We start from the raw sequence: 15,134 nt of genomic DNA on the forward strand, positions 1-15,134 counted from the left end.
GGGCGTCAGCCGAGTTCCAGCACCCGGTCGGTGTCCGCGGTGATGTCGGAGAGCAGCGAGGGGTTCTCGTTGAGCTTCGCGCCGAAACCGGGGATCATGCCCTTGAGCTTGGGCTCCCAGTTCTTGAACTCGGCGGGGAAGCAGCGCTGCAGCACCTGGATCATGATCGGAGCCGCGGTGGAGGCTCCGGGCGAGGCGCCGAGCAGGCCGCTGATGCTGCCGTCGGCCGAGGTGATGACCTCGGTGCCGAACTGCAGCACGCCGCCGCTCTTCGGATCCTTCTTGATGACCTGGACGCGCTGGCCGGCGGTGATCAGTTCCCAGGCGTCTCCGACGACGTCGGGGTAGAAGTCCCGCAGCGCGGCAATCTTCTTCGGCCGGCTCTTGAGGACCTCGGTGACCAGGTACTTGACCAGGCTCATGTTGTCCTTGGCGACGGCCAGCATCGGAATGAGGTTGTGCGTGCGGACCGAGAGCGGCAGGTCCAGGAAGGAGCCGGACTTCAGGAAGTTCGGGGAGAATCCGCCGTACGGGCCGAAGAGCAGGGAGCGCTTGCCGTCCACGAAACGGGTGTCCAGGTGCGGTACGGACATGGGCGGGGCGCCGACCGAGGCCTGGCCGTAGACCTTGGCGTTGTGGCGCGCGATGACGGACTCGTCGGTCGAGCGCAGGAACTGGCCGGAAACCGGGAAACCGCCGAAGCCCTTGGCCTCGGGAATGCCGGCGCGCTGCAGGAGGTGCAGGGCCCCGCCGCCGGCGCCGACGAAGACGAAGCGGGCCGAGACCGTGCTGGTCTCGCCGGTCGAGTTGTTCTTGACCTTGAGGTCCCAGCGGCCGTTGCTGGCGCGGCTGACATTCAGGACCTTGTGACCGTAGTTCAGGTCGGCGCCGTTGGCGCCCATGTAACCGGCAAGCTTGCGGCTCAGCGTGCCGAAATCGACGTCGGTTCCGGCGACCACGCGGGAGCCGGCCACGCGCTGGCTGGGGTCGCGGCCCTCCATGACGAGCGGGACCCAGTCGGCGAGTTCGGCATGGTCCTCGCTGTATTCGATCTTTTCGAACAGCGGCTCGGCGCGCAGGGCTTCGTAACGGCGCTTGAGGTAATCCGAATGCTCGTCGCCCCAGACAAAGCTCATGTGCGGCAGCGGGTTGATGAAGTCCTTCGGCGAGCCGATGTGTCCCTCGGACACCATGTGGGCCCAGAACTGGCGGGAAACGTGGAACTGTTCGTTAATTCCCACGGCCTTCGCGGTCGGGACGGAGCCGTCCGCCGCGGCCGGGGTGTAGTTCAGTTCGCACAGCGCGGCGTGGCCGGTGCCTGCGTTGTTCCAGGGATCGGAGCTCTCAAGCCCGGCCTGGGCGAGGTTCTCGTAGAGGGAGATGCTCCACGTGGGCTGCAGCTGCTTGAGCAGGGAGCCGAGCGTGGTGCTCATGATGCCGCCGCCGATCAGCGCAACGTCAATGTTTTTGGATGATCCCGAAGGGTTAATTGCAGTCAACTTCCATCTCCCGTAGCAGCTTCGCCAGCGCTTAGAAGATTACCCCGCCCCGGCATCGACTCTAAAATTCCGCCGTCAGGATGTGACCCGAAAGACAGACGTGAAAGCGGGTTCCGGCTAGGATGCGACGCCCGGATCCTAGGCTTCGGAGCGGATGCGGACCAGGTTGCAGGGCTCGTCCAGTCTAGGGCTGGCCGGGTAGCTCTCGACCCGCGGCCCCATGGCCAGGGCCGATACCGGGAACGCCAGCGGGACCGCCGGCAGCAGCCGTGCGAGCTGCTCGTTGATCTGCAGGTAGGCCGCGGTCCGTTCCTCGCCGGGCTCCAATGTCCGCGCCCGCGCCAGCCTGCTGGTCAGCTGCGCGCTCTCCAGCCCGAACTCGCTCGACTCCGTCCCAAAGAGCGTGCCCAGGAAGTTGTCCGGATCCCGGTAGCTGCCGTTCATGCCGCCGAGATGGAGGGCCTGGTCCTTGCTTTCGCGCACCCGGTCCAGGTAGCCGTCCGACCAGGCCACCGGCATGGGCCGGATGTTGAAGCCGGCCGCCGTCAGCTGGCGGCTCAGTTCGGCGTAGATCTTCTCCGGGGCGGGCAGGTAGGCCCGGGTGACATCCAGCGGATAGTAGAACGGCAGCTCCGCGCCGTCGTACTCGGCCTCCGCGAGCAGTTCCCTGGCGCGGTCCGGCGCGTACTCGTAGTAGGGGATGTCCTCGCTGTTGACGCCAAGGCTCGGCGGCACGAACTGCTTGGCCTCGACCGATCCCTGCAGGAAGAAGGACTTCAGCAGCGTGTCCCGGTCGATCGCGTGGGCGATGGCTTGGCGGATGCGGACGTCATCCAGCGGGCCGAACGCCTTGTTGATGCCCAGGTAGGTCACGGCGAACGGGTCGCGCTGGAGGATCTGCATGCCGCTCCGGACCAGCCCGGCGTAGGTTTCCGGCGTCGCCAGGTCGTAGCCGTCGATGTCGCCGGCCCTTAGCTCGCGGAGCCGGGCGGCCGGATGCGAGAGCGTGGTGAACTCCACCGTGCCGACCTGCGCGGCCGGTCCCCAGTACCGGTCGAACTCTTCCAGCAGGACCTTGCCCGTCTTGAACTCCTTCAGCCGGTAGGGGCCGGTCCCCACGGGGTGCAGCGCGAAGGCGGACAGCCTCCTTCCGCCGCGTTCCTCGGTCAGCTTGTCCGCCGTTTTCGCCTCCAGCGCAGCCGGTGAGGCGATGGCAAAGGACGGCATCGAGAGCGCGGCCACCAACCCGGTGTAGCGGCGGTTGAGTTCCAGCCTGATCTCCAGCGGGCCCAGCACTTCGCAGCCACGGTAGACGGACTCGGGCTCCTCATCGGCGAAGGACCCGAAGACTGCGCTGTAAGGCAGGCTCCCGTTGCCTGGCCGGAGGGCCCGGGGCAGCCTGAACCAGCGCTCGAAGTTGGCGCGCACGGCCTCGGCATCGAAGGTGGTGCCGTCGTGGAACGTGACGCCCTCGCGGAGCTTGAACACGTAGGCGCGGCCGTCGGCCTCCTCCGTGAATTCGGTGGCCAGTCCGGGCGCCGGAACCCCGGTGTCCCGGTTGGCGCCCACCAGGGTTTCCATGATCTGGCGGGTGACGCGGAAGGATTCGGTGTCGACGGCCAGGACCGGATCGAGGACGGCCGGGTCCGCGGCGGTGCCCATGGTGAATTTCAGGTGCGCGGGCAGCGGCGCCCGCGATGTCGTCGCCGTCGAACGCGCTGCGCCCGGCTGCGCGGTGCAACCGGTGAGCACCAGTGCCGCAGCCGCCGCGCCGGCCTTGAGGAACGTGCGCCGCGCAGGCAAATCTCGCACTCGTGCTCCTCATGGACCGCTCGGAATTGGGAATGTTCAGTCTAGTTGACCCGCCGGAAAATAAAGAAGCCGCAAACCATTCGCCGAACGTGGCCGGGATCACGCTTCCATGCGGCACGATAGTCCCATGACCGATATCGCCCAGCCGCTGCTTGAGATCCGCAACCTCGCGGTCGACTTCCGCACGACCTATGGCAATGTCTCCGCCGTCAAGGACGCCAGCCTCAGCCTGGCGGAGGGCCAGACGCTGGCCATCGTGGGGGAGTCCGGTTCCGGGAAATCGACGACGGCGATGGCGGCCATAGGGCTATTGCCGCGGAACGGCGGGGTCAGTTCCGGGAGCATCCTGTTCGACGGCGAGGAGCTCGTGGGGATGCCCGAGCAACGGATGCGGCGGATCCGCGGACGGCAGATCGGGCTCGTGCCTCAGGACCCTATGTCCAACCTGAATCCCGTCACGCGGATCGGTACTCAGGTCGCCGAAACGTTGCTGGTGCACGGCATGGCTACGCCGCGCAATGTCGAGGCCAGGGTTGTGGAGACGCTCGAGGCGGCGGGCCTGCCGGACGCCCGGGAACGCGCCAGGCAGTACCCGCACGAATTTTCCGGGGGCATGCGGCAGCGCGCGCTGATCGCCATCGGCCTGGCCTGCCGGCCGCGGCTGCTGATCGCCGACGAGCCCACGTCCGCGCTGGACGTCACTGTCCAGCGGACCATCCTGGACCAGATTGATCGGATGACCGAAGAGCTCGGCACCGCGGTGCTGCTGATCACGCACGACCTGGGCCTGGCCGCCGAGCGGGCCGAGCAGCTGGTTGTCATGCACCGCGGCCTAGTGGTCGAGGCGGGACCTGCCGAACAGCTCCTCGAAGACCCTCGGCACCCCTATACCCAGTCGCTGGTTAAGGCGGCCCCCAGCGTTGCTGCCGTGCGGCTCCGGCCGGGGGCGTACGCGGCCAGCATCAGCGAACGGACCATGCAGGCGGAGGGAAACTTCGCCGTCAAGCCGGAGGCGGTGAAGTCGAGTGCACTGAAGTCGAGCGCAGTGACGCCGGAAGCGGTGTCGATGGTGCGGGACACCGATAACATCGTGGAACTGCGGGACCTGACCAAGGCCTACAAGATCCGCGGCCGGGCGGAGGATTTCTATGCGGCCAGGAATGTGACCCTAGGGGTTCCTCGCGGGAGCACTGTCGCTCTCGTCGGCGAGTCCGGCTCCGGCAAGACCACTACGGCCCGCATGCTCCTGAAGCTGATCGAACCGACGAGCGGGAGCATGACCTTCGACGGCATGGACGTCGCCAGCCTGGGCAAGGAGCAGCTGCGCGACTTCCGGCAGCGGGTCCAGCCCGTCTTCCAGGACCCGTACTCCTCGTTGAACCCGATGTTCACGGTCGGACGGATCGTCGAGGAGCCCCTCAGCACCTACAAGCGCGGGAATGCCCGGGAACGTGACGCCCGCGTGCGGGAGCTGATGGACCAGGTGGCGCTGCCGCACTCCATGCTCCGCCGGTACCCGTCCGAGCTCTCCGGCGGACAGCGCCAGCGCGTGGCCATCGCCCGGGCACTGGCGCTGAAGCCCGAGCTGCTGGTTTGCGATGAACCCGTCTCCGCGCTCGACGTCCTGGTCCAGGCCCAGATCCTGAAGCTGCTCGGCGACCTGCAGGCCGAGCTGGGCCTGAGCTACCTCTTCATCTCCCACGACCTTGCCGTGGTCCGCCTCATCTCCGACTACGTGTGCGTAATGAAAGACGGCGAACTGGTGGAGGCGGCGTCGTCGGAAGAAGTGTTCACCAACGCGCGCCACCCCTACACCCGCCGCCTGCTGGCCTCCATCCCGGGCAACGAACTGGAGATCTACGATGACGACCCCGACATCGCCTCGTGACGAGCCGCCCCGGCCGGAGGGATTCGGCTTCCGGACCGGGGTGCGCAGTGAAGCCGTGGCGATTGGCTTCGCCGTGTTCGTGCTGTCCCTGGGGACGGCGCTGCTGGCGATCGGCGCGCTGATCCTCGCGGACGCAGGCCGCTGGGGCTACGTGCTGGCCCTGGTGGTGCTGGAGCTGCTGTTCATCGCGGGTTTTGGTGCGATGGTCCACATGGCACGCCAGAGGCACCGCCCTCACGGTATGCCTCCGCCGGCCTGACCCGGCGCGGGGGCCAGCCGCCGTCGCCGGCTCCGAACGGACTATTTCTGCCGCGACTTCGGATCGAGCGCTTCGCGGAGCGATTCGCCGAGCAGCGTGAAGCCCAGTGCTGTGATGGCAATGCAGATGCCGGGGAAGAAGGCCAGCTGCGGTGCGATGCCGAGCTCGTTCTGCGCGTAGGTCAGCATGCGGCCCCACTCAGCGGTCTGCGGCCTTCCGCCGCCGAGACCTAGGAAGGACAGCGCGGCGGCGTCGATGACCGCCGTGGCCAGAGTCAGCGTTGCCTGCACGATCACCGGACCCACGCTGTTGGGCAGCACGTGGTTCATCGTGATGGTCCCCTTGCTGAGGCCCAGTGTCCGGGCGGCCAGGACGTAGTCGGCACTGCGCTGGGAGAGCATCGAGGAGCGCAGCAGCCGCGCGAAGATGGGCACCTGCGCGACGCCGATGGCGATCATCACCGCGTAGGGGCCCTGGCCGAGGACCGCGGCGATCGAGACGGCCAGCAGCAGGTTCGGCACGGACAGCAGGATGTCCACAACGCGCATGATGACGTTGTCCACCCAGCCGCCGAAGCCGCCCGCCAGGATGCCTAGCAGCATGCCGCCGACCAGGCCCATGGCCGTCGAAATGATGCCGATCAGCAACGAGGCCTGGGCACCCCAGATGAGCTTGCTCAGCAGGTCGCCGCCGAACCGGTCCAGCCCCAGCACGAACCCGGGGGCTTCTCCCGGACCCGGGATATGCGTTGGCGTGATGCTCGTGCGGCCGGGAAGGTCCTCGCCGCCGTAGGGAGCCAGGACGGGTGCCAGCACGGCCACCAGCAGGAACAGTGCCACGATGACGGCACCCGCGATGGCCTGCGGATTGCGCCGCAGCCGGTGGAAGGCATCGTGGAAGAGGCTGGTGCCGGCGGTCCCCGGTGTCTCGGGATTGGGGCTCGGGGCGGTCGGACCGCTGGCGGGAGGAAGCGTTGTGGTCATTGGACACGCACCCTGGGATCGATGACGCTGTAGGTCACGTCGACGACGAGGTTGATCAGTGAATAGAGGATCGCGATGAAGATGATGAAGCCCTGCAGCACCGGGTAGTCGAGGTTGAAGATCGCGTCCCGCAGGAAGCGGCCGATGCCGCTGAAGGCGAAGACGGTTTCGGTCAGGACGGCTCCGGAGATCAGCAGGCCCAGCTGGAGGCCGATGGTCGTGGTCACTGGCAGCATGGCGTTGCGCAGGATGAAGCGCTTGCGGATGGTCCGCTCCATCAGTCCCTTGGCTCGGGCGGTACGTACGTAGTCGGCGTTCTGGACCTCCAGCACGGAGGCCCGCGTGATGCGCACGATGATGGCCAGCGGGATGGTGCCGAGCGCGATGCCGGGCAGGATCAGATGCAGGAAGGCGTCCCAGGCGGCATCCCATTCGCGGGTGAGGAGGCCGTCCAGCACGTAGAAGTCGGTCACATGCGTGGCATCGATCCGCGGATTCTGCCGGCCGTCCGTCGGGAGCAGCGGCAGCTGGATCGCGAAGAGCCACTTGAGGATGAACGCCAGGAAGAAGACCGGGACGGTGATGCCGATCAGGCTCAGCACGACTGAACTATGGTCCGGCCAGCGGCCGTAGTGCCTGGCGGCCCAGTAGCCCAGCGGGATGCCGAGCCCCACCGCGAACACCAGCGCCACGATGGCCAGCTCCACCGTGGCGGGAAAGCGGGTGGTGAACTCCTCCAGGACGGGACGGCCGGTCAGCAGCGAGGTGCCGAAGTCGCCCTGCAGGAGCTTGCCCATGTAGATGAAGTACTGCTCGATCAGCGGGCGGTTGAAACCGTACAGCTCGTTGATCCTGGCAACGGCTTCCGGCGTTGCGCGGTCGCCCAGCAGTGCGGTGGCCGGGCCGCCGGGCAGGCTGCGGACCCAGAGGAACAGCAGGACCGACAGTCCCAGCAGGGTGGGAATGAGCAGCGCTATGCGCTTGCCGATGACTCTTAACACAGCGTCCTTTCGCGTGTCGCCGTCCCGCTCGGGGACGCGGCGGCTGCGGCTGACCCGGGCTGGGGGCAGCCGCAGCCGATGCCGCTGCTATTCGCTGAGCTTGACCATGTTGTAGACCTCGTCATTGACCGGGCTCGCCGGGTAGGACGTCACCCGCGGCGCGAAGGCCAGCGACGGGGCCGGATGGGCCAGCGGAATGGCCGGGACATACTTGGCGATGTCCTCGTTGATCTGCTCGTACAGCGGGGTTTGCTCCTCGAGGACGCTCTCCTGCCGTGCTTCGTCCAGTGCCTTGAACAGCTCCGGGTTGTCGAAGCCGAACTCCGGCTTCTCGTGGCCGAAGAAGACTCCGACGAAGTTGTCGGTGTCGTTGTAGTCTCCGGTCCAGCCCAGCAGGTGGATGTCGTGCTTCGCGCTCGCCTGCACGCGGTCCAGGTAGTCCGGCGACCACTTGTCCGGTGCAGCCTTGATGGTGATGCCGACGTCCTCCAGCTGCGCACTGAGGTTCGTGAAGACCTGCTCCGGCGTCGGCATGTAGGGCCGCGAGACGCCGGTCGGGTAGTTGAACTCCAGGGTCAGCCCGTCCGCGTAGCCCGCCTGCTTCAGCAATTCGCGGGCCTTCTCCGGGTTGTAGTCGTACGTTGTGACGTCCTTGTTGTACCCGTTGACGATCGGCGGAATGAACTGGCTGGCGACTTCGGTACCCTCGGGCAGGGTCTGGCGCACGAGGGCATCCTTGTCGATCGCATAGGCCAGCGCCTGGCGGACCTCCGGCTTGGCCAGCGCCTCGTTCTTCTGGTTGATGCCCAGGTAGAGGATCGTGAACGGATCGCGGTTCACGATGTTGAAGCCCGCGTCGGCGAGGGCCTTGGTGTCGGCCGGAGCCACCAGGTCGTAGCCGTCGATGTCCCCCGACTCCAGCGACTGCCGGCGGGCCTGCGGATCGTCGATCACCCGGAAGATGACCTTTTGGACCTGGCCCTGTTCGCCCCAGTAATCCCCGTAGGCCGATACCTCGATCTGCTGCCCGACGTCCCACTTGTCGAACTTGAACGGGCCGGTGCCCACCGGATGGCCCTGCGCGTACTCGCTGAGCACGGGCGCTTCCTCGGAGCCGCCGATCTCGTCGGCCTTGAACTCCTGCAGGGCGGACGGGCTCTGCATGGCGAAGGCGGGCAGCGACAAGGCCGCGATGAACCCGGCGAAGGGCTTCGCGAGGTTCACGGTTACTTCGGTTTCGCTGGTTGCGTCGCAGGACTTGTACACCGCAGTATCCGGCGTGTCCGCAAAGCCGCGGAACAAGGAACCGTAGTAGTAGGCCACGGACTCGGACTGCTGGAGCCCCTTGAAGTTGTACCAGCGGTCGAAGTTGAAGCACACGGCCTCGGCATTGAAGTCCGTGCCGTCGTGGAATTTCACCCCGTCCTTGAGCTTGAACGTGTAGGACAGCCCGTCCTTGGACGTCTCCCAGGATTCGGCGAGCAGCGGGGCCGGGTCCGCCGTTCCGGGTTCCACTCCGACGAGTCCCTCGAAGATCTGCCGGCTCACGCGGAAGGATTCGCCGTCGCTGGCGAACGCAGGATCCAGGGACTTAGGATCCGACGAGGCCGCGAAGATGAAGGTCGAGTTGACCGAGGCGTCCCCGGTCCCTTCCGCATCACCGCGCTGGCTTTGGGCACAACCGCTCAGGATGAGCGCGCCGGCGGCGAGGCCCGCGGCAATGGCGGCAAACCGCCGAGGCCTGCGCCGCGCGGGTGTAGGACCACTGAAAGACATGAATCGCTCCTCGTCAACGAGTGATGGCTGGGCGGTGCGGGGTGCGGCACGCCCGGGCAACAGCGCGGTTAGCGCAACCGCCTGATGAGAGCCTAATCACATGAAGCGGTTAAAGCATCGCCTCGCTCCAGCTCGGTCGGGGAAATCCATCACAATACGGTCACGCCGGCGGAGTGCCCCGCGCGTGGCTTAGGCCAGGGCGGGGGCGTTGTCCGTTAACGGCACGGGGAGCCGCGGCCGATGCCGCAGCTCCCCGTCGATGAGGTGCGCAAGGCGGGACTTGAACCCGCACGTCCGAAGACACTGGAACCTAAATCCAGCGCGTCTGCCAATTTCGCCACTCGCGCAGTCGGCCGGCGGGAGTGCCGCAGGCCGAGGTCAATTGTACCTGTTCGGGACTCGCCCTTGGCTACTTGCCTGCCGCTTCGAGGCCCAGATCGCGGCGTAGTTTGGCCACGTGGCCGGTGGCTCGCACGTTGTACTGGGCCAGCGCGACCTTGCCGTCGGGGTCGACGACGATCGTCGAGCGAATCAGGCCTTCATATGTTTTGCCGTAGTTTTTCTTTTCGCCCCAGGCGCCGTAGGCCTCGGCAACGGCGTGGTCCGTGTCGGACAACAGCGGGAAATTCAACTGCTCCGCCTCGGCGAACTTCACGAGCTTGGGCGCGGCATCGGGTGAGATGCCCAGGACGTCGTACCCCGAGCCGGCCAGGGAGGAGAGGCTATCGCGGAAGTCGCAGGCCTCCTTCGTGCACCCTGGCGTAGACGCGGCGGGATAGAAGTAGACAACGACATGGCGTCCGCGGAAGTCGGTGAGCGACACGTCCTTACCCGTCGAATCCTGCAGCGTGAAGGCCGGCGCGGTGTCGCCGGTTGCCAAACGTTGGGCCATCTGATGCTCCTGGGGTAGTCCCGGAAGCCGCGGTGGAGGCCTCCGGATTCGTCATTTCGTCCTCGACCGGCAAGCCTACTGGCTATAATCAAATAATGCCGGATTTACAGAACTGGCCTACCGCCCGGTTGCTTTCAACCGCGGCCCGGCTGGTCGAACATGCTTGGAACGAGAAGCTCGCCTCGCTTGGGTTGACCCATGCGGGCGTAATTGCGTTGGAGGTCCTCGACGCAGAGGGTGCCTTGGCGCAGGCCCAACTTGCGGCGAAGGTGCGGGTCCAGGCGCAGACAATGGGTAAGACCTTGTCGCGGCTCGAGGTCCACGGGCACATCACACGGGTCAGGAGCCAGTCGGATCGCCGGTCCCAACTTGTCAGCATCTCCGATCTGGGAAAACAGGCGCTCGAGTCCTCCCGCGAACTGGAGCGCAATCTCACCCCGGGCGGCGATGCGGGGGCGGATGACCTGCGCGACCGGCTCGCGTCCGTGATCCGGCGCCTGGGGACGAGCCGTTGGGGCGGCCCCGTGCCCGAGCCTATGGAACTTGCCGGCAACGAGGGGCTCTCCGACCACGGCTAGCCCGCGCTGCCGACATCAATCCTGGCGTAGGACCCGGACCCATGCGGTCCGGGTCCTGCAGTCTTTCGTGACGCGGGAATGCTTCTCGGCGGGGCGCGGGCATGGCGCCGCCAGGCATCATCGCAGGTCCAGCCCATACGGGCCCAGAGGGTGATCAACGTCTCATGACAAACCGGCCTTCGGCGGGAACTCGGCCCCATATGATGCCGTTACCTCTCCGTAATCTCTCCCGGACGAAATGAAGCAGTATGCCTGAAGACTCTCCTACCGTCGCCAAGCCGTTCCTGGGGCTTAGCGGCACCCAGACCATGGGGTCGGCGCTCGCAGCGGTGACCTCCGCCGTCGTTGGTTCCTTCCTTGGTGTAGCCGGAACCCTGATCGGGGCGGCCCTGGGCTCAATTGTGGCCACGATCGCCGGCGCGCTCTACGCCCGCACCCTGGATTCCGCTGCGGGTGTGGCGAAGCGGAAGCTTGAGAGCTCGCGCAGCAATTTCGGGCGGCGACGGCCCGCGGAGGACCCGCTGGAGGACACCCCGCTTTCGCTGGCCAACGCCGTTGCCTCAGAGAAGGACAAGGCACGGAAACTCACTCCGAAGGCCTGGATCAGGATCGCATCGGTCAGCGCTGCGGCGTTCGCAGTGGCGATTATCGGTATCACAGCGTTCGAATTCGGCACCAGCAAGCCGATCTCGAGCCTCGTCACCGCGAGCAGTACCTCGTCCGAGGACGGAGCCGTCCGGACAACCCTTGGCGCGGCCCTGACCGGACAGCAGACGGTATCGGATGACTCGGAGCCGCCTGCCGAGGAGAACCAGCAAGCCCCGGCCGAGGGCGATGGGAACGGCGGAACCGAGGGTAGCACCGTCGAAGAAACCTCCCCTGCGCCCGTGGATGACGTGAACACGGACCCCGCCGTGCCGGGAACGGACGTTCCGGACGCCACGCAGCCGGCGGACCCGGGAACCGATACCGGCACTGGCACCGAAACGGTGCCTGCCACCGAGCCGGTTCCGGAAGACGGCACCGGGACGGACCAGTCCTCCGGCCTCGACGCGCCGTCGGACCTCGGCGGGGTCCAGGGCCCCGCGGACGGCACTGGAGCAGGGCAGTAACGAACTGACCAAAAGGCGGCGCCGACCGTTGGGTCATCCGGCTATTGCCAGCCAAAACGCTCAAGCCCTGTTGCGGACCACGGGGAAGCCCGTCTGTTCGCAAACGAGGACGGAAGCCCACTCTCACGGGCTTCCGTCCTCAGCCGTTTAAACCTTCCCCGAAGCAGTTTGTTTTCCGGCTCCGGCGGACATGCCGATCGGTCGGAGCCGGCCGGGTGTCCGACGGGCCGCTTCGCGTCGCCTGGCGGCAGCCCAAAGGCTTGATATCCACTGCCATTTGGCCTTCACCAGCCCGGATCCGGACGAGTATGGTTTTGGCTGATCCGGACGTGACCACGTGGAGGGAACAGCCATGAAGATCCTTATTGTCGGGGCGGGAGCAACCGGGGGATACTTCGGCACACGACTGGCGCAAGCCGGCCGCGACATCACTTTCCTGGTCCACCCGCACCGAGCCGAGCAATTGCGCGGCGGGCTCCGCGTCCATGGGCCGGGCTACGACGAGACGGTGCCCGTTCGTGCTGTCACCGCAGGAGAATTGGACGGCCAGTACGATCTGGTCCTCCTGATGGTGAAGGCCTGGTCCTTGGAGGCTGCGCTCCACGACCTGGCCCCCGCGGTCGGCCCCGGGACCACCATTCTTCCGCTGCTCAACGGTATGGCCCATCTCCAGACGCTGAACGAACGCTTCGGCAGCGAGGCCGTGCTGGGCGGTATCGTCCGCGTGGTCTGCACAGTCACGCCGGACGGCGCCGTCCTGCAGATGAAGCCGCACGCCTCGATGACGTTCGGGGCCCAGGACCGGCGGCCAACCCGCCGCCTGGAGCAGATTGGCGAGGCCATGGCAGTGCCCGGCTTCAGCAGGGTCATCTCGGACAATGTGCTGGCCTCCATGTGGCACAAGTGGGCATTCATCACCGCCGGCGGTGTCATTACGCTGACGATGCGCGGCGCCATTGGTAACATCATCGCGGTTCCCGGCGGCAAGGAGTTCATCCAAGACGTCATCGAGGAGACCGAGCGGGTGGCGGAAGCGGCGGGGTACACGGTGTCGGCCGGCGCGCACGCGGCGAGCCTCGAAATGTTCACCGAAGAGGGTTCGGTCTTCACCTCGTCGCTGTACCGTGACGTGATGGCCGGTGCGCCCCACGAAGGGGAACACCTGATCGGGCAATACGTCGCTGCGGCCGAGTCCCTGGGCGTGGACGTGCCGCTGACCCGGATCGCACTGACCCAGCTGCGTGTCCATGACCGCACGCGTGCATCGGTGCGCTGAACGCGGCGGCGCTCCCGGACGGGAGCCATCCCGAGCCGGAGCGGCTACGGTTGAGGGGCCAGCTGCCACCACGGAAGAAGCCAGATGCCACCATCGCCCGTTCCGCTGACTGAGAGTTCCATCGTCCCCGTTCTCCGCGCCGCCGGCTGCGTGTTCGCCGAGGAGGAAGCGAGGCTGCTCGTTGCGGCTGCAGCCGATACGCGCGAGCTGGCGGCCCTGGTGCATCGCCGGACGGAGGGCTTACCGCTCGAGCACATTCTCGGGTACGTGGAATTCTGCGGACTGCGGTTGGAGATCGACGCCGGGGTCTTTGTTCCCCGCCGCCGCACGGAGTTGTTGGCCAGGGAGGCGATCAGCCGGACCCGGCCCGGTGCAACCGTGCTGGACCTGTGCTGCGGCTGTGGTGCCCTCGGGGCCGCGGTTGCGTCGGCCGTACCCGGGATCGAACTATACGCCTCCGATATCGAATCCGCAGCGGTGGCCTGTGCCCGCCGGAACCTTGTACCGCGCGGCGGCCACGTGTTCCAAGGCAACCTTTTTGATCCCCTGTCCCCGGACCTGCGCGGCCGCGTCGATGTCCTGATCAGCAATGCACCGTACGTGCCGACGGGCAGCATCCCGATGATGCCGCCGGAGGCACGGCTGCACGAACCATTGGTCGCCCTCGATGGGGGAGCGGACGGCCTCGATATCCAGCGCCGGGTGGTCGTGGAGGCCAGTCAGTGGCTCGCCCCGGGCGGCCACCTCCTGGTGGAAGCCAGCGCGGCCCAGGCTCCGGTGTCGGCGGGCTTTTTTGCCGAGCAAGGGCTGCGGCCGGCGATCATCGCCTCAGGCGAGATGGACGCCACGATCATCGTAGGAACGCGCGCGGAGCCGTCGGACACATCACGCCGGAGGATGCATATTGGATGAGCGTGTACCGGTTGCGGCAGTAGTGGCCTGCGCCGTAGTGATGGTCGGATCGGCGCTGCTCGTCCATGTTCTAGGAGTACGGACCGCCGATGGCCGGCTTGGGCGGAATCAGATGGTCGGAATTCGGCTCCCGGCGACGCTTTCCAGTGACTAGGCTTGGCTCGCGGGGCATAAGGCGGCGCGGCGGTCCACCGGGATCGGTGCTGCCGGCATGGGTGTGGCAGGTCTGCTGGCGGTCCTTCTCCACGGGAGCAAGACGGGGTTTGTGACGTCCGTGTTCCTTGGCGCCGCGTGGTTGCTGGTGTGGGTCTTCATAGGGGCGAAGAAGGCGGCGGCCGCGGCCGGGTCCGCGTCGTCCCCGTCAGCGCCCTAACGGTTCAGTCGCCGCCGCCACCACCATCACCGCAGTCGCCTCCGCTCCATCCGCCACTGTCGCCGCCAGAACCGGAGTTTCCGCCGCCCGGCCCCGACTCGGTCTTCATGGTGCCGAGCAGCAGCATGTTGCCGCCGCCGGAAAAGTGGCGAGCGGCGGCCCCCAGTTCTGCTTTGCGTTTTAGGCCGGCGCGGTAGGTGAGCCATAGGAACAGCGCGAGGGAGACCGTCACCGTTGCGACCTGCACGATGTTCTCACCGGCTGGATCTGTGATGCCGAGGATCGAGACGATGACCCCGGTCGCAAAGAGCGCGATAAGGATGGTCAGGGCCGTTCGGGACACAAGCCGCAGGATCAGCGGTGCCTTCCGGATCGGAGTGCGCTTTAGCGTCTTCACCATGTGGAGCCTACTAATGCGCCGCCGGGCCCCGCACCGGTTCCATCCATGAACATACGCCGGCCATCTATTGGGCCGCCGCCCACGGGTCAGTTGGTCGCGCCGGTGGCCTGTTCCGTTACGCCGAGGGACTGGAAAACGGTGCCGAGCAACCCGTCGAGAATACTGTCGTCGACGATCCCCAGGTTCTCGAACAGGCGACCCGCCATGGAAACGACCAGCAGCCAAAGCACGGCCATCAGGCCGAACTTCATAGTCTCCATGCCCGTCTCCTAGCGTTCGATTGCGAGGGCGTCCGTGGTCACGGTAGGCGGGACGTGTTGGATATTTGCTGTGATCCGCCAGGACTGGACGTCAACGAAAGCTGTGGAACCTC

The 15,134-nt window shown here is 66.6% G+C and carries 14 protein-coding genes and 1 tRNA gene; 6 read left to right on the forward strand and 9 right to left on the reverse strand.

Features of this window, described 5'->3' with window-relative positions:
* Positions 1 to 5: 5 nt before the first annotated feature.
* Both WFH44_RS15800 and WFH44_RS15805 read right to left on the reverse strand, forming a co-directional pair.
* Positions 6 to 1,499, reverse strand: a complete 1,494-nt coding sequence (locus WFH44_RS15800) for a malate:quinone oxidoreductase (protein ID WP_336714882.1) — start codon at positions 1,497 to 1,499, stop codon at positions 6 to 8.
* Between the two features lie 138 nt (positions 1,500 to 1,637).
* Positions 1,638 to 3,311: an ABC transporter substrate-binding protein gene (locus WFH44_RS15805; protein WP_336714883.1), complete on the reverse strand. Its 1,674-nt coding sequence runs from the start codon at positions 3,309 to 3,311 to the stop codon at positions 1,638 to 1,640.
* 127 nt (positions 3,312 to 3,438) lie between these two features.
* On the opposite strand from WFH44_RS15805, the gene WFH44_RS15810 reads away from it, so the two are divergent.
* A complete protein-coding gene (locus tag WFH44_RS15810; RefSeq protein WP_336714884.1) occupies positions 3,439 to 5,199 on the forward strand; it encodes an ABC transporter ATP-binding protein in 1,761 nt (586 codons plus the stop codon).
* Positions 5,174 to 5,458, forward strand: coding sequence for a hypothetical protein (locus WFH44_RS15815; RefSeq protein WP_336714885.1), 285 nt, complete (start codon positions 5,174 to 5,176; stop codon positions 5,456 to 5,458). Before WFH44_RS15810 ends, WFH44_RS15815 begins: the two co-directional genes overlap by 26 nt.
* Positions 5,459 to 5,499: 41 nt before the next feature.
* On the opposite strand, the gene WFH44_RS15820 is transcribed toward WFH44_RS15815, so the two are convergent.
* The 5 genes from WFH44_RS15820 to bcp form a co-directional block, all read right to left on the reverse strand.
* Positions 5,500 to 6,441, reverse strand: a complete 942-nt coding sequence (locus tag WFH44_RS15820) for an ABC transporter permease (RefSeq protein WP_336714886.1) — start codon at positions 6,439 to 6,441, stop codon at positions 5,500 to 5,502.
* Positions 6,438 to 7,442 (reverse strand): ABC transporter permease, encoded by a 1,005-nt coding sequence (locus WFH44_RS15825; RefSeq protein ID WP_336714887.1) that lies wholly within the window; start codon positions 7,440 to 7,442, stop codon positions 6,438 to 6,440. The genes WFH44_RS15820 and WFH44_RS15825 overlap by 4 nt, the downstream gene beginning before the upstream one ends.
* Before the next feature lie 87 nt (positions 7,443 to 7,529).
* The gene (locus WFH44_RS15830; RefSeq protein ID WP_336714888.1) at positions 7,530 to 9,218 is read right to left on the reverse strand and encodes an ABC transporter substrate-binding protein; all 1,689 of its coding nucleotides are present in this window, start codon (positions 9,216 to 9,218) and stop codon (positions 7,530 to 7,532) included.
* 265 nt (positions 9,219 to 9,483) lie between these two features.
* Positions 9,484 to 9,565: transfer RNA gene (locus WFH44_RS15835), tRNA-Leu, on the reverse strand.
* Positions 9,566 to 9,627: 62 nt separating this feature from the next.
* Complete coding sequence (gene bcp / locus WFH44_RS15840) at positions 9,628 to 10,110, reverse strand: thioredoxin-dependent thiol peroxidase (RefSeq protein WP_336714889.1); 483 nt, start codon at positions 10,108 to 10,110, stop codon at positions 9,628 to 9,630.
* Between the two features lie 95 nt (positions 10,111 to 10,205).
* Between bcp and WFH44_RS15845 the strand changes: the two genes are divergently transcribed.
* The 4 genes from WFH44_RS15845 (at position 10,206) to WFH44_RS15860 (ending at position 13,988) form a co-directional block, all read left to right on the forward strand.
* Positions 10,206 to 10,688 (forward strand): MarR family winged helix-turn-helix transcriptional regulator, encoded by a 483-nt coding sequence (locus WFH44_RS15845; protein ID WP_336714890.1) that lies wholly within the window; start codon positions 10,206 to 10,208, stop codon positions 10,686 to 10,688.
* 248 nt (positions 10,689 to 10,936) lie between these two features.
* Positions 10,937 to 11,800 carry a hypothetical protein gene (locus WFH44_RS15850; protein WP_336714891.1) on the forward strand — a complete coding sequence of 288 codons (864 nt, stop codon included), beginning with the start codon at positions 10,937 to 10,939 and terminating at the stop codon, positions 11,798 to 11,800.
* Between the two features lie 352 nt (positions 11,801 to 12,152).
* The gene (locus tag WFH44_RS15855; protein ID WP_336714892.1) at positions 12,153 to 13,076 is read left to right on the forward strand and encodes a ketopantoate reductase family protein; all 924 of its coding nucleotides are present in this window, start codon (positions 12,153 to 12,155) and stop codon (positions 13,074 to 13,076) included.
* 84 nt (positions 13,077 to 13,160) lie between these two features.
* Positions 13,161 to 13,988, forward strand: a complete 828-nt coding sequence (locus tag WFH44_RS15860; protein WP_336714893.1) for a putative protein N(5)-glutamine methyltransferase — start codon at positions 13,161 to 13,163, stop codon at positions 13,986 to 13,988.
* A 377-nt stretch (positions 13,989 to 14,365) separates the two neighbouring features.
* Here the strand turns inward: WFH44_RS15860 and WFH44_RS15865 are convergent, their stop codons facing one another.
* Complete coding sequence (locus tag WFH44_RS15865) at positions 14,366 to 14,761, reverse strand: hypothetical protein (RefSeq protein ID WP_336714894.1); 396 nt, start codon at positions 14,759 to 14,761, stop codon at positions 14,366 to 14,368.
* Between the two features lie 86 nt (positions 14,762 to 14,847).
* Complete coding sequence (locus tag WFH44_RS15870) at positions 14,848 to 15,021, reverse strand: hypothetical protein (RefSeq protein ID WP_336714895.1); 174 nt, start codon at positions 15,019 to 15,021, stop codon at positions 14,848 to 14,850.
* Positions 15,022 to 15,134: the final 113 nt, after the last annotated feature.

It is taken from the genome of Arthrobacter sp. USHLN218 (assembly GCF_037144715.1).
Taxonomy (GTDB): domain Bacteria; phylum Actinomycetota; class Actinomycetes; order Actinomycetales; family Micrococcaceae; genus Crystallibacter.